Raw genomic sequence first — 19510 nt, 5'->3', positions numbered from 1 at the left:
CAGCGTTCATCCTGAGCCAGGATCAAACTCTCCAATAAAGTTAGTTTGTCTAGCATCTAAAATAAAAATTGACGTTTCACGTTGTTTGTTTCGTTCAGTTTTCAAAGAACTGCTTAGTCGCTCATTTGCGACTTCCTTATGTTAACATCTTCGTTTTTCAATGTCAACTAAGTTTTTCAATTTCTTTTTTGTCGTTTTTTGCGTTTCCGCATCAGCGACGGTTATTAATTTATCATATAATATCTATCGACGTCAACACTTTTTAATAAAAAGTTCTTTTTCTTACATAACGAATACATTCTTCTGCATTAGCGACTCTTCGAAACAAACAAAAAATGATTTTATACCTTTCTTCCATTGCCTTTTTTACAACGTCATGAATACGTTCATCTTCAAAATCAAATAAAAGTTCTTCTAACTCTCTCTTCAATATGTATTCCATTTCTTTTTTCTCTTCTTTCGTTAACATAAACCCAAGCAAATCATCACCTCAATCACTTCTTCCAGATCAATAAAAATTAAGCCCATTTTCATTTAACAAAATCCTACCATCCATTATATCCACTACTTACGATATTAATCCCTTGTTCTCTTTTTTATATTTACAGCATATATGTAACTGAAAAGGATTGGACAAAGGGGCGTAATATTATGTTTTTCTTTTTTATTACGAGTAAAAGAAACTTTAAACACATTAGCTTAATAGTGATACTTTCCTTATTTACAGCATGGCTACTCTTTTTGAAAACATATTCACACGAGTCTGCTTTTTCAACCGCTACAGGACCTAAAGTTATTTACAAAGGCGACACCTCTAAAAAACAAGTTGCATTCACGTTTGATATTAGTTGGGGAGACAAAAAAGCAATTCCAATCCTTGATACACTTAAAGAAAGAGATATTAAGAATGCAACCTTCTTCCTTTCTGCTGCATGGGCAGAAAGACACCCTGATGTTGTTGAACGCATCATAAAAGATGGACATGAAATCGGTAGTATGGGTTATAATTACACGTCCTACACTTCTCTAGAGGCAAATGAAATACGAAGAGATCTTCTGCGAGCACAAGATGTTTTTACAAAACTCGGTGTGAAACAAATTAAACTATTGCGTCCACCTAGTGGAGACTTTAACAAGGCAACACTTAAAATAGCAGAATCACTCGGATACACTGTCGTTCATTGGAGTAATAACTCAAACGATTGGAAAAACCCTGGCGTAAACAATATCGTTTCCACCGTCTCTAATAATTTAAAAGGTGGAGATATCGTCTTATTACATGCATCCGATTCTGCTCTTCAAACAAATAAAGCTTTACCACTGCTTCTACAGAAATTAAAGAGTGACGGCTATGAGCAAATATCCGTATCACAACTTATTTCCAACACAAGTACGAAAAGTAAAGATGTCCAATAATTTTTTACACATAAAAAGCTCTACTACCTTTCGTTCAGGTAATAGAGCTTTTTTTATCCCGATATTTTCATTCGTACAACTACCCTGCGTAAAAACTCTCTTAATTAGGCCGACTTACTCGTCTTTCCAATTAAACGATGTAATATAAGTAACTGATATGCATTACATAATAAAAGTGGTATCACCATTAAATATAACCAATCTGTATCATTAATTCGAAGTGCTGGTACCCACTCAAGAATTGTTACAACAACCATAAAGAACAAAGCTGGCACAAATGCCTTTTTATTCGTTTCTTTACTTTTTATATAAGCAACGATGGCCCCAAACATAAATAACACACCAGCAACAAGTATGTTATTCCCTAATGAAATTTCCCCATTTGCAATCAATACCGATCTTAAATACACAAAATCAAATAAAACGAATGCAATGAAGAAGAGCTGGACTATATTCCATAAAGAAGATGACCTGAACATCCCTAATCCAAAACGATGAATTGTTAAATAGGCAAAAAACCCCATTTGACTTATCACACTAAAAATAAATCCTACACCCATCAACCAGAAGGAAACTGCCAAAATTTCCTTTCCGTCGAAATTTTGAAAAAACTTCGCGTACTTGTCCCACTCTAAAACAAATCCAATAATGACTGTACTAACCCCACCAAGAAACAACGTCGTAAAAAATAGTCGAACCCACTTGCGGCTATTCACAACACATCCCCCATTATCCTTATATTTCTAATTAAATTGTATCAATGACAATTTCAAAAAGCTAGCCATGTTCATGTATAAATTCCTTAAAGATATTTATATTAAAAAGAGAGAACTGTGCTGAAAGGAGTTCCAACTTATGAAACGGATGCTGCTCGTTTTGACTTCTTCTTTTCTATTTCTTGTACTTGTAGCATGTGCACAAGAAAAAGAAGCAAAGTCCGAACTTGATTATGATCAAACGAAGAAAATGATTGTTGATATTTTAAAAACCGATCAAGGTAAGAAAGCCATTCAAGATGTGTTAACTGATGAAAAAATGAAACAAGCACTCATACTAGATGAAACAGTAGTAAAGAAAACGATTGAAGATGCAATGGTATCCGATAAAGGGCAACAATTCTGGGAAAAGCTCTTTAAAGACCCTGAGTTCTCATCGAAATTCGCTAAAAGTATGGGAAAAGAACAAACAGCCTTAATGAAAACATTACTAAAAGACCCTGAATACCAAGCAGGCGTTATAGAAATTATGAAAAACCCTGAAGTAGAAAAAATGATGTTACAAACAATGAAGAGCAAAGAATACCGTCAATATTTACAACAAGTATTAACAGAAACTGCTGAAAGCCCACTCTTCCAAGCTAAGATGATTGATATTATTAGTAAAGGTGTCCAAAAAGCCGAAAAAAGTGGTTCTGATAAAAAGGAAGCCGGCGGTGAAGGTGGTTCCCAAGAAGGTAAAAAGGAACAGCAGTAAAAATAATAACGATAATAATGAGTGGACAATACATGTATCATCCACTCATTATTATTTTATTTTTGCGCAACAGTTGTTTTATCAATTACCGCTTCAGCTATTGTGCGATAAATAAGACCTGTCGTATGCGTATCTTCATATACTGACGGCGCAAAATCTTCTTTATTCCAATCAGGTTGTTGAAGCGGGATTCGGCCAAGTACTTCTGTTTGAAGTTCTGTAGCTAATTTATCTCCACCACCTCTTCCAAACACATATTCTTTTTCGCCAGTTGTTTTACTTTCAAAATAAGCCATATTTTCAACAACACCAAGAATGCTATGTTCTGTACGTAAAGCCATTGCTCCAGCACGTGCTGCTACAAATGCCGCTGTTGGATGCGGTGTTGTGACAATAATCTCTTTACAAGCCGGCAACATCGAATGTAAGTCTAGCGCAACATCACCTGTACCTGGTGGTAAATCTAAAACTAAATAATCTAAATCGCCCCATTCTACTTCTGTAAAGAAATGATTTAACATTTTCCCAAGCATAGGCCCTCTCCAAATAACCGGTGCATTATCTTCTACAAAGAATCCCATTGAGATTACCTTTACACCTAGACGCTCCACTGGAATGATTTTATCTCCTCTTACTACAGGGCGTTTTTCTATCCCCATCATATCAGGTACGCTAAAACCATAAATATCAGCATCAATGATACCAACTTTTTTCCCTAGACGAGCTAAAGCAATAGCAAGGTTAACAGAAACTGTTGATTTCCCTACTCCACCTTTTCCACTCGCCACTGCTAAAAATGTCGTTTTCGAATTTGGTGACAATAAAGATTCAGTTTGCTCTTCTTCTTGTTCTGGTGCAAACTGAGCTAATTCCTCTTCTGTAAATTCTGCAAAGCGAAGCCCTACTGTTGCTGCTCCTAGTTCTTTTACTAACTTTACAATTCCAGATTGCAATTGCATTTGTTCCGCGGTACCAGTTTTTACGATTGCAATTTTAACACTTACATGTTCCTTCTCAGGCTTGACTGTTACCTCTTTAATTGCCCCTGTTTCTTTTAACGTTTTATGTAAAAACGGATCTACAATCCCTTCTAACGCTTCCACTACTTGCTCTTTCGTTACCATAATTAGCCCAGCCCCCTGTATGAAAAATAACATAATGTTTTAATTAAATATATCTCTCTTTACTTTTGAAATAAATGCGTTTACATTTCCAGTATAACATATTTTCGGAAAACTTCGTTAACGAGAGAAACGCAAAAAAATCCTCCTTATTCTGGAGGATTTCCTTTTTCCGTGAAATAACGTAATATACCACGATATACTGCAGCTGCTACCTTTTGCTGATATTTCTCCGAATTTAACATATACCTTTCATTTACATTCGATAAAAAGCCAGCTTCAATTAAAGCACCTGGGGTTTTCGCATACTTTAATAAATACACATGAGAAATTGTTTTAGCAGAACGATTTGTATTCTCTAAACTCGTTCTCAACTCAGCTTGTATAAATTTCGCAGCACGTTCATTTTCAATTGAAGAACGGTAATAGAACGTTTGTGCGCCTTTCGATCCACTACTAGTTAAAGCATTTAAATGGATACTTGCAAAAAAATCTACATCGGGTTTATTAATAATCTCTACACGTTTTTTTAAATCTTCTGCTTTACGTCTACTATATGACTTTGTATCTTTCTGGGCTAAATCATAATCTCCCTCACGCGTTAAAATCACTAGTGCACCTTGCTCTTGTAAATAATCTTGCACCTTCTTTGTAATCTCAAGCGTAATATCTTTTTCTACAATATCCTTGCCACCAACAGCCCCTCCGTCTGGTCCACCATGCCCAGCATCTAATACAATTACTTTCCCTGATAAGGGTAAATTCCAAGCTCGCCACGATTTTGTAATTTGAAATTCTTGTTTGACTAAAAAAAACAAAATAACCGCAGCGAGTGCAAAAGAGATAATTCGAATTCTCTTCATACCTTTCCTCCTCCAGCTAGTCCCTCTAATTACTTATATGGGACAAGAGGAAAGTTTATGCTTGTCTTAATGAAGCTTTAATCGATATCTTCTTTCACCTTTTTCATATCCTTCCTGCCACCATAAGCCGATAAACTGCTGGCAAGATTCAAAAAGTAATTCCTCATCTTGTAACTTAATCTCCCGCATAGTCATGCTCGTTAAAAATTGAAATAGTGTTTCCGTTAATTGTTGCTCTTCTTCTAAGGCCCTATATTTCACATCAAAGAACGATTCGCCATAATAACCAAATTTGCTATATCTCGCTCCTAATAAATACGATTCTATCCCTAATTCAATGCAGTAATCTTCATACTGACGATGAAGTTCCTGCATCTGAAAGGCATCTCTAATATTTGAACGTAATGTTTTTAATGATAATTCCCGCAGCATCTTCCGCTCATATTTCAACTGCTTTTCTTTTTGTTTTTCTTGTAAGCTGACAATGACATTCATAGTACTTATAAACCTCCCTAATACGTATTAGTCTAAACTTCTAAAGAAGAAGCATACGCGAGAGGATAGCACTAAAATATTCCAAACTACAAAAATTTCAAAAGCGGAATGAAACATAAAAAACCCCAACCAAAATGGTTGGGGTTTGTAGTTCGCAAAAATTAACGTTTTGAGAACTGAGGTGCACGACGTGCGCCTTTAAGACCGTATTTTTTACGCTCTTTCATACGTGCGTCACGAGTTAATAGACCTGCACGTTTTAGTGTTAGACGGTATTCTGGATCAGCTTTTAATAAAGCGCGAGAAATACCGTGACGAATAGCACCAGCTTGACCAGTGTATCCACCACCATTTACGTTTACAAGTACATCGTAGTTACCTAAAGTTTCTGTTGCAACTAGAGGTTGTTTCACTACTTCACGTAATGCAGCAAATGGGATATAGTTTTCAAAATCACGACCGTTAATGATAACGCGTCCTTCGCCTGGAACTAGGCGTACGCGCGCTACTGAACTCTTACGACGTCCAGTGCCATAGTATTGAACCTGTGCCAAAGTAAGCCCTCCTTTAATTGATTATCCGCGAAGTTCGTAAACTTCTGGTTTTTGTGCTTGGTGTGGATGCTCTGCTCCAGCATACACGTTTAGTTTCTTAGAAACTTGACGGCCTAAGCGTCCTTTTGGAAGCATGCCTTTAATTGCAAGCTCTAACATTTGTACAGGGTAGTTTGTACGCATTTCAAGAGCTGTTCTTTGTTTAAGTCCACCTGGGTGGTTAGTGTGACGGTAGTAAATTTTATCGTTTAATTTATTACCTGTTAAATGAATTTTCTCAGCGTTAATAATAATTACATGATCACCCGTGTCAACGTGTGGTGTAAATGTAGGTTTGTTTTTACCACGTAAAATGGATGCTACTTCACTAGCAAGGCGACCTAAAGTTTGACCTTCAGCATCAACCACATACCATTTACGCTCAACTTCGTTAGCTTTTGCCATAAAAGTCGTACGCATGTGTTTCCCTCCTCGTTATCTTTTCCATAGAAAAAATCTATTGTTTATCTTAAACACGATTTCCTTCCGGGGCTAATCGTGGTTTTAGAAACAATACCATATGTTATGATATACTTTTGAGTTTCTAATGTCAAGCAAATGTTACACCAGGATTAGTTGTTATAGTTTACCTGCCATAAATAAAGCCCATGACCAGGAGCCATCTTTCCAGCAAACTGACGATTTTGTTTCGCTAAAATCTCTGGAATGCTATCCGGATCAAGCTTTCCTTGCCCTACGCTCAGTAACGTACCAACAATAATCCTGACCATATTATATAAAAATCCATTACCTACAAAACGAAAAATTAATTCGTCGTCCTGCTCAATTAGCTCGATTTCATAAATTGTTCTCACTTTATCTTTTTTGTCAGTTTTTGCCGAACAAAAAGAAGTGAAATCATGCGTTCCAATAAAATAAGGGATCGCTTTTCTTATAGCATTTATTTCGAGCGGATATGGATATTGATATACGTAATTTCTACGGAATACATCCGCAGTCTTTGATAATAATACACGATAACGATATTCTTTTCTCTCGACACCGTAACGTGCGTGAAATTCTTCTGTTTTTTTCTCTACCTGTGTGATAACAATATCATCTGGTAACATAGTGTTTAATGCATTGCTCCATTGCCACTCTTCAAGAGACAACGGTGTATCAAAGTGTATCACTTGTCCTTTAGCATGAACAGTAGAATCTGTTCTGCCCGATGCCTGAACACGAACAAGTTCCCCTTTATGCAATTTCTGTAAAGCTTTCTCTATTTCTTGTTGAACAGTACGATGCTGCGGTTGAATTTGATAACCACAAAAATGCATGCCATCATATGCAACCGTACATTTTATTCTATCCATTTCTTTATTCTCCATTACGATCGCACCCATGCCAAAATACAAGCTAAACAAAGTAAGCTTATAATCGTTACAGTATCGCTTGTTTTCCAGCGTAGTTGCCTAAATTTAGTACGTCCTTCGCCACTTTGATATCCACGGGCTTCCATAGCAATTGCTAAGTCTTCTGCACGCTTAAAAGCACTGATAAATAGAGGAACGAGTAGTGAAATGATAGCTTTCATCCTATCTTTTATCGGTCCCCCTGCAAAATCAATACCACGTGACGATTGTGCCTTCATTATTTTACTCGTTTCATCCATTAATGTCGGGATAAAACGAAGAGAAATTGACATCATTAATGCGATTTCATGAACAGGAACTTTTATACGCTTCAACGGCTTTAATAACGTCTCCAAACCATCTGTAATCTCAATGGGTGTCGTCGTTAACGTTAATAATGTCGTCATTAAAATAATAACGAAGAATCGTATAGAAATGTATATTCCTTGCTCTAATCCTTTTTCATGTATCGAAAACCAACCAAGCTGGAATAGTACTTCCCCTTCTTTATTTGTTAAAATATGCAGGAAAAATGTAAAAAGAAAAATCCATAGAATTGGTTTTAAGCCCGAAAGTACATAACGAATCGGCACTTTTGCAAAAAATAAAGCAATGAGTGCATATAAAAATAAAAATCCATATGAAATCGCATTATTTGCTAAGAAAACAACAAATACATATAAAAAGACAATCAGCAGCTTCGTACGTGGATCAAGTTGATGAATAAGAGAATTCCCTGGAATATATCTTCCAATAATCAACTGCTGCATGATTCATGACCACCTTTTCGTAACACCTGCACAACTTCATGAGTAAGATCCTCTAAAGATAAGGTAGCCTTTGGGATTGAAATGCCAAACTTCTCTTCAATTGCACGTTTATACTTTAAAGACATAGGAAGATCCACACCAATTTTCTCTAGTTCATCAGCATGTGAAAATACTTCCTCTGCACTTCCTTGCAAAAAGACCGTTCCTTTATGCATGACTACAATCTGCTCGGCATATTTAGCAGCATCCTCCATATTATGCGTTACAAGGATAACTGTAAGGCCTTTCTCCTTATGTAGCTTATAAAACATCTCCATAAGTTCATTTTGCCCTTTTGGATCTAGTCCTGCTGTAGGTTCATCTAATACAAGCACTTCGGGTTCCATCGCTAATACGCCTGCTATCGCAACACGCCTCATTTGCCCACCACTTAACTCAAATGGTGAACGCGCTAACAGGTCTGGTTCTAACCCTACAATTTCAATTGCTTCTCTTGCCTTTTGCTTCGCTTCTTCTTCCGATACCCCAAAATTAGTAGGGCCGAAACAAATATCTTTCTCCACAGTCTCTTCAAATAACTGATGTTCTGGGAATTGAAAGACAACCCCAACCTTTTTACGTAGCGGCTTTAGCTTTTTTTCTTTCTTTCCTGCCGAAATGAAATGTTCACCAATTTGAACTGTGCCATTTGTCGGCTGCAATAAACCATTTAAATGTTGAATCATCGTCGACTTACCTGAACCAGTATGACCGATAATGGCATAATAGCCCCCACTTGGAAACGACACGTCTACATCATAAAGTGCGCGTCTTTCAAATGGAGTTTTATATTGATAACGATGTTCTACTTTTTGGAATGTAATCTCCAAAGTTCGTTCACCAAGCTTTCCATTGTAAGATGCGTATTTTGCAAGAGAATTTCATTTCTTTTTAATAATTCTGCTATTTTCACTGAAAATGGTACATCTAATCCAATTTCTTGGAGCATATGAGAGGACTTGAAAATTTGTTCTGGAGTCCCTTCCTCTAATATCTCTCCCTTATTTAAAATAATGACACGGTCTGACTGTGCCGCTTCTTCTAAATCGTGCGTAATTGATAACACGGTAATACCTTTTTCATTAACAAGTTGTCTAACCGTTTCTACCACTTCACGTCTCCCTTGAGGGTCTAGCATTGACGTTGCTTCATCTAATATCAAAATAGACGGCTGAAGTGCTAAAACGCCCGCTATTGCTACTCGCTGCTTTTGCCCACCAGATAACGAATGTGGCTCATCATTAAGAAAATCTTCCATACGGACTAGTCGTAAGGCCTGATCTAATCTTTCTACCATTTGCTCTCTTGGCATTCCGATATTCTCTAAACCAAAGACAACGTCATCTTGCACTGTTGTTCCAACAAATTGATTATCTGGATTTTGAAATACCATCCCAATTTGTTTTCGAACATCCCATACCGTTTCCTCTGACAAAACCATTGTATCATTTACTGTAATTGTCCCTGCTTCCGGCAAAAACAAACCATTCAATAATTTTGCAAGTGTAGACTTCCCAGAACCGTTTTGTCCAATAACAGATACCCATTCTCCTTCATATAAGGAGAATGAAACATCTTTTAATGCATAAGTGGCTGCACCAGGATATTGAAATGATATATTTTCTGTCCGAAGTTTCTCTTTTTTCAATACAAGGCACCCTTTCCTTCGCCAAGTAAGCCTATTTTTATATTTAAAAAAAAGGGCCATGACCAGTTTCTTGAAAAGAACTGTCCTGCCCTTTTAATTATCATTATACTAACTCGATAATTACCATTGGTGCTGCGTCTCCGCGACGTGGACCAATTTTTGCAATACGAGTGTATCCGCCTTGGCGCTCAGCATAGCGTGGAGCTACATCAGCGAATAGTTTTTGAAGTGCATCTTGACCAGTCTCAGCGTTAGCTACTTCATTGCGAATGAAAGCTGCTGCTTGACGACGAGCATGAAGATCTCCGCGTTTACCTAAAGTGATCATTTTTTCCACTACAGAACGAAGTTCTTTTGCACGAGTTTCTGTCGTTTGGATGCGCTCGTTGATAATTAAATCAGTAGCTAAGTCACGTAACATAGCTTTACGTTGCGCACTTGTACGGCCTAATTTTCTGTATGCCATTCGTAGTTCCCTCCTTTGTTGATGGGTTTAAATCCTCAGTCGTCTTTACGTAAACCTAAACCTAATTCCTCAAGTTTATGTTTAACTTCTTCTAAGGATTTACGTCCTAAGTTACGAACTTTCATCATATCTTCTTCTGTTTTGTTCGCAAGCTCTTGTACAGTATTAATTCCTGCACGTTTTAGGCAATTATAAGAACGAACAGAAAGGTCTAGTTCTTCGATAGTCATCTCAAGAACTTTCTCTTTTTGATCTTCTTCCTTCTCGACCATAATCTCAGCATTTTGTGCTTCATCAGTTAAACCAACAAAGATATTTAAATGCTCAGTTAAGATTTTGGCACCTAAAGAGATAGCTTCTTTTGGCCCGATGCTTCCATCCGTCCATACATCAAGCGTAAGCTTATCATAATTAGCCACTTGTCCGACACGTGTCTTTTCCACTTGGTAAGTCACACGTGATACTGGAGTATAAATAGAATCAATAGGAATTACTCCTATTGGTTGATCTTCGCTTTTATTTGCATCAGCTGGCGTATACCCACGGCCACGCTTTGCAGTTAAACGCACGCGGAAATGCGCATCTTTTGCTAACGTTGCAATGTGTAAATCTGGATTTAAGATTTCTACATCACTATCGTGAGTAATATCAGCAGCTGTGACAATACCTTCGCCCTGCACATCAATTTCCAACGTCTTCTCTTCTTCAGAGTAGATTTTAAGAGCTAACTTTTTCAAGTTTAAGATGATCGTTGTAACGTCTTCTACTACGCCCTCAACTGTTGAAAATTCATGTAATACGCCATCGATTTGGATAGCAGTAACAGCGGCACCAGGGAGTGAAGATAAAAGAATACGACGTAAGGAGTTACCCAACGTAGTACCATATCCACGCTCAAGCGGTTCAATTACGAATTTACCATATTTAGCATCTTCGTTAAGTTCAACCGTTTCGATTTTCGGCTTTTCGATTTCAATCATTAACTAAACCCTCCTTCAAAACGTCGAAACCCCGGTTAAACAAAGGTATAACCTCTGTCTAACCGAAAGTCCCCCTTAGGCAGTTCCCGATTGTGCACAACAAGCGATGTTTCTGTACGAAATTTCTCGATAATGCATCATATCCATTATAGACAAAAGGGAAAATTCTATACAGAAAAATTACACACGACGACGTTTTGGTGGACGACATCCATTATGAGGAACTGGAGTAACATCTCTAATTGCTGTTACTTCTAGACCTGCAGCTTGAAGAGCACGAATTGCAGCTTCACGACCAGCACCAGGACCTTTAACAGTAACCTCTAAAGTTTTTAAACCGTGCTCCATTGCAGCTTTAGCAGCAGTTTCAGCAGCCATTTGCGCAGCGAATGGAGTAGATTTACGAGATCCACGGAAACCAAGTGCACCAGCACTAGACCAAGAAAGCGCGTTACCGTGAGTATCTGTAAGTGTTACGATTGTGTTGTTGAAAGTAGAACGAATATGAGCTACACCAGCTTCAATATTCTTTTTCACACGTTTTTTACGAGTGTTTGTTTTACGTGCCATTGTTAGTTCAACCTCCTTTACTTATTATTTCTTTTTATTTGCTACTGTACGACGTGGACCTTTACGTGTACGAGCATTGTTTTTAGAGTTTTGACCACGAACTGGTAAACCACGACGGTGACGAAGACCACGGTAAGAACCGATCTCCATTAGACGTTTGATGTTAAGAGATACTTCACGACGAAGGTCTCCCTCAACTTTAATACGATCGATGATATCACGGATACGTCCTAATTCGTCTTCCGTTAAATCACGAACTCGTGTTTCTTCAGAAACACCAGCTTCAGCAAGAATTTTTTCAGCAGTTGTGCGACCAATGCCGAATACGTAAGTTAAAGAAATAACAACGCGTTTGTCACGAGGAATATCTACACCTGCGATACGTGCCATTCTGAATGCACCTCCTTCTGATTAACCTTGTTTTTGTTTATGTTTAGGGTTTTCACAAATAACCATTACTTTTCCACGTCTACGAATAACTTTACATTTTTCGCAGATTGGTTTAACTGACGGTCTTACTTTCATGTCTCGAACCTCCTTAAAGATTACGGAGTGCTATATTATTTAAAACGGTACGTAATACGACCACGATTTAAATCGTACGGAGATAATTCTACCGTAACTTTGTCTCCTGGTAAAATACGAATGAAGTTCATACGGATTTTACCAGAAACGTGAGCCAATACGACATGCCCATTCTCTAATTCTACTTTGAACATAGCATTTGGCAACGTTTCAAGAACGGTACCTTCGACTTCAATTACATCATCTTTAGCCATTCAATAGTTCTCCCTTCTTCAAATCAGTAACATTTTACACTGCTCTGAAATCCCGGAGAGCCAGCTACTTATAAAGTGGTAAGGATTTCGTATCCTGCTTCTGTAAGAGCAATCGTGTGCTCAAAATGGGCACACCATTTACCATCTACCGTTACCACTGTCCAGTCATCAGATAGTGTTTTTACATATCGTCTTCCTTGATTCACCATCGGCTCAACACAGATGACCATTCCCGGCTTTAATCTAGGGCCTCTATTTGGTGGACCATAGTGCGGGATTTGAGGGTCCTCATGTAAGTCTTGCCCGATTCCGTGACCAACATACTCCCTAACGATCGAGAATCCATTCTCTTCAGCATGGGTTTGAACCGCATGTGAGATATTTGATAATCTCTCGCCTGGTTTTACTTGTTCTAGACCAAGATACAACGATTTTTCTGTGACATCAAGTAGCTTTTGAACAGATTCAGAAATGTTTCCAACTGGATACGTCCATGCAGAATCTCCATGGTACCCATTGTATTTCGCACCAATATCGATACTGATGATATCGCCCTCTTTGAGCTTGCGCTTCCCTGGAATTCCGTGTACAAGCTCTTCATTTACAGAAGCACATATGCTCCCCGGAAATCCGTTGTATCCTTTAAAAGATGGCGTAGCACCATATTTTTGAATCGTCTTTTCCGCTATTTGATCGAGCTCTTTCGTTGTAATTCCTGGAGTAATGTGCTGTTTTAACTCTTGATGAGTCAAAGCAACGATCCTGCCCGCTTCTCGCATGATTTCTATCTCGCGAGGAGTTTTGCAGATTATCATTACGCTAAGCCTCCGATGAGAACATCGATATCAGCAAATACTTTATTGATATCTTGCTCACCATTAATGCTTTGTAAGTAACCAAGCTCCTCGTAGAAATCAAGCAAAGGTTTAGTTTGCTTAATATTTACATCTAAGCGATTTGCTACAGTTTCTTCATTGTCATCAGAGCGTTGATATAACTCGCCACCACATTTATCGCACACGTCAGCTTTTGCTGGCGGATTGAATTCTAAGTGGTAAGTCGCACCGCACTCTTTACAAATGCGACGGCCTGTAAGGCGTTTTAATAACAATCCTGAATCCACATTAATGTTTAAAACATAGTCGATTTTTTTGCCAAGATCTTTCATAATCTCTTCAAGAGCTGATGCTTGTGCAACAGTTCGTGGGAAACCGTCTAATAAGAAGCCTCTTACGCAGTCTTCTTGACTTAAACGTTCACGAACGATTCCGATTGTAACTTCATCTGGAACAAGTGCCCCTTTATCAATAAAGGATTTTGCTTGTAAACCCATTTCAGTTTCAGCCTTCATAGCTGCACGGAACATATCTCCTGTTGAGATGTGAGGGATGTTATACTTGGCAACAATCTGTTCGGCTTGTGTACCTTTACCAGCACCAGGAAGCCCCATTAAAATTAAGTTCATCCTTGTTCCCCCTCAGAGTACATGAGCATGTAGGGAAGACAATACTTCCCACTTACTCACTGCTTGATAAACCCTTTGTAATGGCGTTTTACCAGTTGGCTTTCTAGTTGCTTCATTGTTTCTAAAGCAACGCCGACAACGATTAACATACTCGTTCCACCGATCTGTGCAGATGGAGGAAGATTTCCCAGCTTCGTAAAGATAACTGGTAAGATTGCAATCGCTGCTAGGAAAATTGATCCTACAAAGGTCAAACGATACAAGATTTTTGTTAGATATTGTTCTGTATTCTTACCCGGACGAATACCTGGAACATATCCACCTTGTTTGTTTAGATTCTCTGACATTTGCTCTGGATTAACCTGAACAAACGCATAGAAATATGTGAAGGCTACAATGAGCGCAACATATATGATCATTCCCACTGGGTGAGAATAGTTAAAGTTTGCAATAATCCACTGCGATACATCATGTTTCGGGAAGAACTGTGCAATAGTCGGAGGAGTAATTAAGAATGAAACAGCAAAAATTACTGGAATAACACCAGCACTATTTACCTTAAGCGGTAAATGTGTGTTTTGTGCTCCAGCATAACCACCATTTCCTCCTGTTACACGCTTCGCATATTGAATTGGGATCTTCCTAACAGCCTGTTGAATGAAAATAACACCCACAATAACTGCTAGCACAGCTAGTAAAATCAATGCAACTTTAACGATACTCATGAACAATTGATCTCCGATATTTTGAAACTGTTGCTGATACACTTGAGATATAACACTTGGGATCGCTGCGGCAATACCACCAAAGATAAGAATGGAAATACCATTACCTACACCTTTAGCTGTAATCTGTTCACCTAACCACATTAAAAATGCAGTACCAGCAGTCAGTACCGTAGCAATGTATAAATAAGTGCTCCAACCAGGATTCAAAATTAATTGTCCACCTACCATACCGTTAAAACCGATTGACATACCAAACCCCTGAATAAACGCAAGAACAATTGTAAAATAACGCGTGAATTGCGTTAGTTTACGACGGCCCATTTCACCTTGCTTCGCCCATTCCGAAAATTTAGGAACAACATCCATCTGCAATAATTGCACGATGATGGATGCTGTAATATACGGCATGATTCCCATCGCAAAGATGGAGAAGTTTTTCAAGGCTCCACCGCCAAATGTATTTAGAATACCTAAGGCATTTAATTGATCTTGTGCCTTCAGTACGTCTCCATTTGTAAATGGCACGGGGATAAACGTGCCAATCCTGAATACGATTAACATCGCTAAAGTGAATAATATTTTACGTCTTATCTCAGCAACGCGCATAAAGTTGGAGATTGTACGAAACATTAGATCACCTCAACTGATCCGCCAGCTGCTTCAATTGCTTCTTTAGCACTTGAAGAGAACTTGTGCGCTTTAACAGTTAGTTTTTTCTCTACTGCGCCGCTTGCAAGAATTTTAACACCGTCGTTTAATTTGCTGATAACGCCAGTTTCCAGCAATAATTCAGGTGTTACTTCTGTACCATCTTCAAAACGATTTAACGTTGATAAGTTTACAATAGCAAACTCTTTACGGTTAATGTTTGTGAAGCCGCGTTTTGGTAAACGACGGAATAATGGAGTTTGACCACCTTCGAAGCCAAGACGAACACCGCCGCCAGAACGTGCGTTTTGTCCTTTATGACCTTTACCAGCAGTTTTACCGTTACCAGAACCGATACCACGACCGACACGGTTACGTACTTTACGAGAACCTTCTGCAGGTTTTAATTCATGAAGTTTCATTCCCAGGCACCTCCTTATATTAATGAGTTATCCTTAAGCTTCTTTTACAGTTACAAGGTGAGAAACTTTGTTGATCATACCAAGAATAGCAGGAGTTTCTTCCTTAACTACAGTTGAATTCAACTTTTTAAGACCTAAAGCTTCTACCGTCGCACGTTGATCTTGTGGACGACCAATTACACTACGAGTGAGGGTAATTTCTAACTTTTTCGCCATTTGTTTTCCCTCCTTAACCTAGTAGCTCTTCTACAGATTTACCGCGTAATTTTGCAACATCTTCAGCGCGCTTAAGTTCGCTTAATCCGTTCACAGTAGCGCGAATCATGTTGATTGGTGTGTTAGAACCAAGAGATTTCGAAAGAATATCTTGTACACCTGCTAATTCAAGGACCGCACGAACAGGTCCACCAGCAATAACACCAGTACCCTCAGCAGCAGGCTTTAAGAATACTTCACCAGCTCCAAAATGACCGTTGATTGTGTGTGGAATTGTTGTACCAACTAATGGTACAGCGATTAAGTTTTTCTTAGCGTCTTCGATAGCTTTGCGGATTGCGTCTGGTACCTCTTGTGCTTTACCAGTACCGAATCCAACATGACCGTTTTTATCGCCAACTACAACTAGTGCAGCAAAGCGGAAACGACGACCACCCTTAACAACTTTCGCGACACGATTTATCGTAACTACACGTTCTTCAAGTTCTAATTTACTTGGGTCAATGCGATGCATCAATTTTCCCTCCTTTGACCATTAAAATTGTAATCCAGCCTCACGAGCAGCTTCAGCTAGAGCTTTAACACGGCCATGGTATAAGTAACCACCGCGATCAAATACTACTTCTTTAACGCCTTTCTCTACAGCACGCTTAGCAACTGATTCTCCAACTTTCGTAGCAGCTTCAATATTGCTAGTACCGTTAAGAGCAAGGTCTTTATCAAGAGTAGATGCACTTACTAACGTTACACCATTCACATCATCAATAACTTGAGCGTAAATATGTTGGTTAGAACGGAACACGTTTAAACGTGGACGCTCTGCAGTACCAGTAAGTTTAGCACGTACACGTGCATGTCTTTTCTTACGAGTCGCATTTTTATCAGCTTTAGTGATCATTCTTGTCACTCCTTTCTCTCACCTAACGGGTTTACTTAGCAGTTTTACCTTCTTTACGACGAACAACTTCGCCTTCGTAACGAATACCTTTACCTTTGTAAGGCTCAGGAGCACGTACAGCACGGATGTTAGCAGCAAATTCGCCAACACGTTGCTTGTCGATACCTTTGATTACGATCTTAGTTGGTGCAGGTACTTCAACTTCAAGACCTGCTTCCGGAGTCATTTCTACTGGATGAGAATAACCTACGCTTAATACAAGTTTATCACCTTGTTTTTGAGCACGGTAACCAACACCGACTAATTCAAGTCCGCGTGCGAAACCTTCAGTTACACCTTCAACCATGTTTCCGATTAAAGCACGAGTTGTACCGTGTAATGCACGGTGTTCCTTCTGTTCAGATGGACGCTCAACTGTTAATGTATTCTCTTCAATTTTGATAAGCATATCAGCATTGAAAGTACGAGTTAATTCACCTTTAGGGCCTTTTACTGTTACAGTATTGTCTTCTGCAACTGTAATAGTAACACCTGCAGGGATTTCAAGAATCTTTTTACCAATACGAGACATGTGGTCACACCTCCGTTCGTTTTAAATATATATTACCAAACGTATGCTACTACTTCTCCACCAGTTTGTAATTGACGAGCGTCTTTGTCTGTCATTACTCCCTTAGATGTAGAAACAAGAGCGATACCTAATCCGTTAAGTACACGTGGTACTTCGTCAGCTTTAGCGTAAACGCGTAAGCCAGGTTTACTGATACGTTTTAATCCAGTGATTACACGTTCATTGTTTGCACCATATTTCAGGAAAATACGAAGGATACCTTGTTTGTTATCCTCGATGTATTCTACATCACGAATGAAACCTTCACGTTTTAAAAGTTCAGCGATCTCTTTTTTGATTTTAGAAGCAGGAACCTCTAATTTCTCATGACGTACCATGTTCGCATTACGGATGCGAGTAAGCATGTCTGCAATTGGATCTGTCATCACCATGTGTTTTACCTCCTTCCCATTTGTGGGTTTTACCAACTAGCTTTTTTAACACCAGGAATTTGACCTTTATATGCAAGTTCACGGAAACAAATACGGCAAAGTTTAAATTTGCGGTATACAGAATGCGGACGACCGCAGCGTTCGCAACGTGTATACTCTTGTACTTTAAACTTAGGAGTACGCTTTTGTTTCGCTATCATAGATTTTTTAGCCACGTTTTCGCCTCCTCTACTTAGCGTTGGCTTCCATTATTTTTGGAATGGCATACCGAATTGTGTTAACAGTTCACGAGCTTCTTCATCAGTTTTCGCTGTAGTAACGATTACGATGTCCATACCGCGGACTTTGCTTACTTTATCATAATCAATCTCAGGGAAAATAAGTTGCTCTTTAACACCTAATGTGTAGTTTCCACGACCATCGAATGATTTCTTAGAAACACCACGGAAATCACGTACACGTGGTAAAGAAACTGATACTAATTTGTCGAAGAACTCATACATTTGCTCGCCGCGTAAAGTTACTTTCGCACCGATTGGCATACCTTCACGAAGACGGAAACCAGCGATTGATTTTTTAGCACGAGTTACAACAGGTTTTTGACCTGTGATTTGTGTTAATTCTTCTACTGCGTTGTCTAACGCTTTTGAGTTAGATACCGCGTCACCAACACCAGTGTTGATTACGATCTTTTCGATTTTTGGTACCTGCATTACAGATTTATAGTTAAACTTGCTCACTAGAGCAGGAGTAATTTCCTTTTGGAACTTCTCTTTAAGGCGATTCAATGAAGTGACCTCCTTTCTTAAGAAAATTATTTATCTAATAATTCACCAGATTTTTTTGCAATACGAACTTTTTTACCATCTTCTACTTTGAAGCCTACACGAGTAGGTTCACCTGTTTTCGGATCTAAAATCATAACGTTAGAAACGTGAATAGGTGCTTCTTTAGTAATAATTCCACCTTGTGGATTTAATTGAGATGGCTTAGAGTGCTTCTTAACGATATTGACACCCTCAACGATAACACGGTTTTGCTTTGGGAAAGCCACAAGGATAACGCCTTGTTTTCCTTTGTCTTTACCAGTGATTACCTGTACTTTATCACCTTTTTTTACATGCATCTTAATTCTGCACCTCCTTAGCAAGGCAATACCTTAAATTATAGAACTTCTGGAGCTAAAGAAACGATCTTCATGAAGTTGCTATCACGTAATTCACGAGCTACTGGTCCGAAGATACGAGTACCACGTGGGCTCTTATCGTCTTTAATGATAACCGCTGCGTTTTCATCAAATTTGATGTAAGAACCGTCCGGACGACGAGCTCCGCTCTTCGTACGTACTACTACTGCTTTAACAACGTCACCTTTTTTAACAACGCCACCTGGTGTTGCTTGTTTTACCGTAGCAACGATAATGTCACCAATGTTAGCATATTTACGACCAGAGCCGCCTAATACTTTAATTGTTAAAAGTTCACGTGCACCAGAGTTGTCAGCAACTTTCAAACGAGATTCTTGTTGGATCATGTTATGAAACCTCCCTTCGGACTAAAAATT

The 19510-nt window shown here is 38.7% G+C and carries 32 protein-coding genes; 2 read left to right on the top strand and 30 right to left on the bottom strand.

The genetic code is table 11. The features are described from left to right. Positions 1-262 precede the first annotated feature (262 nt). The gene (locus MR147_RS25715; RefSeq protein ID WP_000900296.1) at positions 263-481 is read right to left on the bottom strand and encodes a hypothetical protein; all 219 of its coding nucleotides are present in this window, start codon (positions 479-481) and stop codon (positions 263-265) included. A gap of 170 nt (positions 482-651) precedes the next feature. Between MR147_RS25715 and pdaB the strand changes: the two genes are divergently transcribed. After that, positions 652-1416 (top strand): polysaccharide deacetylase family sporulation protein PdaB, encoded by a 765-nt coding sequence (pdaB, locus tag MR147_RS25710; protein ID WP_000464707.1) that lies wholly within the window; start codon positions 652-654, stop codon positions 1414-1416. Between the two features lie 104 nt (positions 1417-1520). On the opposite strand, the gene kbaA is transcribed toward pdaB, so the two are convergent. Next, positions 1521-2132, bottom strand: a complete 612-nt coding sequence (kbaA, locus tag MR147_RS25705) for a KinB signaling pathway activation protein KbaA (protein ID WP_070805071.1) — start codon at positions 2130-2132, stop codon at positions 1521-1523. Positions 2133-2271: 139 nt separating this feature from the next. On the opposite strand from kbaA, the gene gerD reads away from it, so the two are divergent. Then, positions 2272-2889: a spore germination protein GerD gene (gerD, locus tag MR147_RS25700; RefSeq protein ID WP_000827519.1), complete on the top strand. Its 618-nt coding sequence runs from the start codon at positions 2272-2274 to the stop codon at positions 2887-2889. Between the two features lie 56 nt (positions 2890-2945). Here the strand turns inward: gerD and MR147_RS25695 are convergent, their stop codons facing one another. The 28 genes from MR147_RS25695 to rplN all read right to left on the bottom strand — a co-directional run bounded on the left by MR147_RS25695 (position 2946) and on the right by rplN (position 19480). Then, a complete protein-coding gene (locus MR147_RS25695) occupies positions 2946-4013 on the bottom strand; it encodes an Mrp/NBP35 family ATP-binding protein (protein ID WP_000256607.1) in 1068 nt (355 codons plus the stop codon). A gap of 146 nt (positions 4014-4159) precedes the next feature. Continuing rightward, entirely contained in the window at positions 4160-4873 is a 714-nt protein-coding gene (gene cwlD / locus MR147_RS25690) for an N-acetylmuramoyl-L-alanine amidase CwlD (protein WP_000822436.1), read from the bottom strand. A gap of 66 nt (positions 4874-4939) precedes the next feature. Then, positions 4940-5368: a YbaK family protein gene (locus MR147_RS25685; protein ID WP_001101006.1), complete on the bottom strand. Its 429-nt coding sequence runs from the start codon at positions 5366-5368 to the stop codon at positions 4940-4942. 161 nt (positions 5369-5529) lie between these two features. Then, positions 5530-5922: a 30S ribosomal protein S9 gene (gene rpsI, locus MR147_RS25680; protein WP_000079986.1), complete on the bottom strand. Its 393-nt coding sequence runs from the start codon at positions 5920-5922 to the stop codon at positions 5530-5532. Positions 5923-5943: 21 nt separating this feature from the next. Further along, positions 5944-6381 (bottom strand): 50S ribosomal protein L13, encoded by a 438-nt coding sequence (gene rplM, locus MR147_RS25675; protein ID WP_001260793.1) that lies wholly within the window; start codon positions 6379-6381, stop codon positions 5944-5946. 152 nt (positions 6382-6533) lie between these two features. Beyond that, entirely contained in the window at positions 6534-7277 is a 744-nt protein-coding gene (gene truA / locus MR147_RS25670; protein ID WP_002163776.1) for a tRNA pseudouridine(38-40) synthase TruA, read from the bottom strand. A 14-nt stretch (positions 7278-7291) separates the two neighbouring features. After that, entirely contained in the window at positions 7292-8086 is a 795-nt protein-coding gene (locus tag MR147_RS25665) for an energy-coupling factor transporter transmembrane component T family protein (RefSeq protein ID WP_001186536.1), read from the bottom strand. Further along, positions 8074-8955: an energy-coupling factor ABC transporter ATP-binding protein gene (locus tag MR147_RS25660; protein WP_074610581.1), complete on the bottom strand. Its 882-nt coding sequence runs from the start codon at positions 8953-8955 to the stop codon at positions 8074-8076. The genes MR147_RS25665 and MR147_RS25660 overlap by 13 nt, the downstream gene beginning before the upstream one ends. Then, entirely contained in the window at positions 8931-9773 is an 843-nt protein-coding gene (locus tag MR147_RS25655; protein WP_000711783.1) for an energy-coupling factor ABC transporter ATP-binding protein, read from the bottom strand. Before MR147_RS25655 ends, MR147_RS25660 begins: the two co-directional genes overlap by 25 nt. Positions 9774-9876: 103 nt before the next feature. Next, positions 9877-10239, bottom strand: coding sequence for a 50S ribosomal protein L17 (gene rplQ, locus MR147_RS25650; RefSeq protein WP_000331490.1), 363 nt, complete (start codon positions 10237-10239; stop codon positions 9877-9879). A 35-nt stretch (positions 10240-10274) separates the two neighbouring features. After that, complete coding sequence (locus MR147_RS25645; RefSeq protein ID WP_000569643.1) at positions 10275-11219, bottom strand: DNA-directed RNA polymerase subunit alpha; 945 nt, start codon at positions 11217-11219, stop codon at positions 10275-10277. Positions 11220-11399: 180 nt separating this feature from the next. Further along, the gene (gene rpsK, locus MR147_RS25640) at positions 11400-11789 is read right to left on the bottom strand and encodes a 30S ribosomal protein S11 (protein WP_000101799.1); all 390 of its coding nucleotides are present in this window, start codon (positions 11787-11789) and stop codon (positions 11400-11402) included. Positions 11790-11813: 24 nt separating this feature from the next. After that, positions 11814-12179: a 30S ribosomal protein S13 gene (gene rpsM / locus MR147_RS25635; protein WP_000090789.1), complete on the bottom strand. Its 366-nt coding sequence runs from the start codon at positions 12177-12179 to the stop codon at positions 11814-11816. Between the two features lie 21 nt (positions 12180-12200). Beyond that, on the bottom strand, positions 12201-12314 hold the full coding sequence (rpmJ, locus tag MR147_RS25630) for a 50S ribosomal protein L36 (protein ID WP_000868344.1): 114 nt from the start codon (positions 12312-12314) through the stop codon (positions 12201-12203). A 35-nt stretch (positions 12315-12349) separates the two neighbouring features. Continuing rightward, positions 12350-12568 (bottom strand): translation initiation factor IF-1, encoded by a 219-nt coding sequence (gene infA, locus MR147_RS25625; RefSeq protein ID WP_001029884.1) that lies wholly within the window; start codon positions 12566-12568, stop codon positions 12350-12352. Positions 12569-12636: 68 nt separating this feature from the next. Continuing rightward, positions 12637-13383 (bottom strand): type I methionyl aminopeptidase, encoded by a 747-nt coding sequence (gene map, locus MR147_RS25620; RefSeq protein WP_000582539.1) that lies wholly within the window; start codon positions 13381-13383, stop codon positions 12637-12639. Continuing rightward, positions 13383-14033, bottom strand: a complete 651-nt coding sequence (locus tag MR147_RS25615; RefSeq protein WP_001048996.1) for an adenylate kinase — start codon at positions 14031-14033, stop codon at positions 13383-13385. Before MR147_RS25615 ends, map begins: the two co-directional genes overlap by 1 nt. A 56-nt stretch (positions 14034-14089) precedes the next feature. Further along, positions 14090-15391 (bottom strand): preprotein translocase subunit SecY, encoded by a 1302-nt coding sequence (gene secY / locus MR147_RS25610; RefSeq protein ID WP_000490114.1) that lies wholly within the window; start codon positions 15389-15391, stop codon positions 14090-14092. Further along, a complete protein-coding gene (gene rplO, locus MR147_RS25605) occupies positions 15391-15831 on the bottom strand; it encodes a 50S ribosomal protein L15 (RefSeq protein ID WP_000766080.1) in 441 nt (146 codons plus the stop codon). Before rplO ends, secY begins: the two co-directional genes overlap by 1 nt. Positions 15832-15864: 33 nt before the next feature. Next, entirely contained in the window at positions 15865-16047 is a 183-nt protein-coding gene (rpmD, locus tag MR147_RS25600; RefSeq protein ID WP_001085234.1) for a 50S ribosomal protein L30, read from the bottom strand. Between the two features lie 13 nt (positions 16048-16060). Continuing rightward, positions 16061-16561, bottom strand: coding sequence for a 30S ribosomal protein S5 (gene rpsE, locus MR147_RS25595; protein ID WP_000554646.1), 501 nt, complete (start codon positions 16559-16561; stop codon positions 16061-16063). A 21-nt stretch (positions 16562-16582) separates the two neighbouring features. Further along, positions 16583-16945, bottom strand: a complete 363-nt coding sequence (gene rplR / locus MR147_RS25590) for a 50S ribosomal protein L18 (RefSeq protein WP_000628816.1) — start codon at positions 16943-16945, stop codon at positions 16583-16585. Positions 16946-16976: 31 nt separating this feature from the next. Beyond that, entirely contained in the window at positions 16977-17516 is a 540-nt protein-coding gene (rplF, locus tag MR147_RS25585) for a 50S ribosomal protein L6 (protein WP_000086558.1), read from the bottom strand. Between the two features lie 32 nt (positions 17517-17548). Then, entirely contained in the window at positions 17549-17947 is a 399-nt protein-coding gene (gene rpsH / locus MR147_RS25580) for a 30S ribosomal protein S8 (RefSeq protein ID WP_000245511.1), read from the bottom strand. 29 nt (positions 17948-17976) lie between these two features. Further along, positions 17977-18162: a 30S ribosomal protein S14 gene (rpsN, locus tag MR147_RS25575; protein WP_001085700.1), complete on the bottom strand. Its 186-nt coding sequence runs from the start codon at positions 18160-18162 to the stop codon at positions 17977-17979. A gap of 33 nt (positions 18163-18195) precedes the next feature. Beyond that, complete coding sequence (gene rplE / locus MR147_RS25570) at positions 18196-18735, bottom strand: 50S ribosomal protein L5 (protein WP_001080831.1); 540 nt, start codon at positions 18733-18735, stop codon at positions 18196-18198. A 26-nt stretch (positions 18736-18761) separates the two neighbouring features. Further along, entirely contained in the window at positions 18762-19073 is a 312-nt protein-coding gene (rplX, locus tag MR147_RS25565) for a 50S ribosomal protein L24 (RefSeq protein WP_000558200.1), read from the bottom strand. Between the two features lie 38 nt (positions 19074-19111). Beyond that, the gene (gene rplN, locus MR147_RS25560) at positions 19112-19480 is read right to left on the bottom strand and encodes a 50S ribosomal protein L14 (RefSeq protein ID WP_000615912.1); all 369 of its coding nucleotides are present in this window, start codon (positions 19478-19480) and stop codon (positions 19112-19114) included. Positions 19481-19510 lie beyond the last annotated feature (30 nt).

It is taken from the genome of Bacillus cereus group sp. BfR-BA-01350 (assembly GCF_022663775.1).
GTDB lineage: Bacteria > Bacillota > Bacilli > Bacillales > Bacillaceae_G > Bacillus_A > Bacillus_A paranthracis.
The sequence above is the reverse complement of the archived record's forward strand: the minus strand, read 5'-3'. Positions and strand labels throughout refer to the sequence as shown.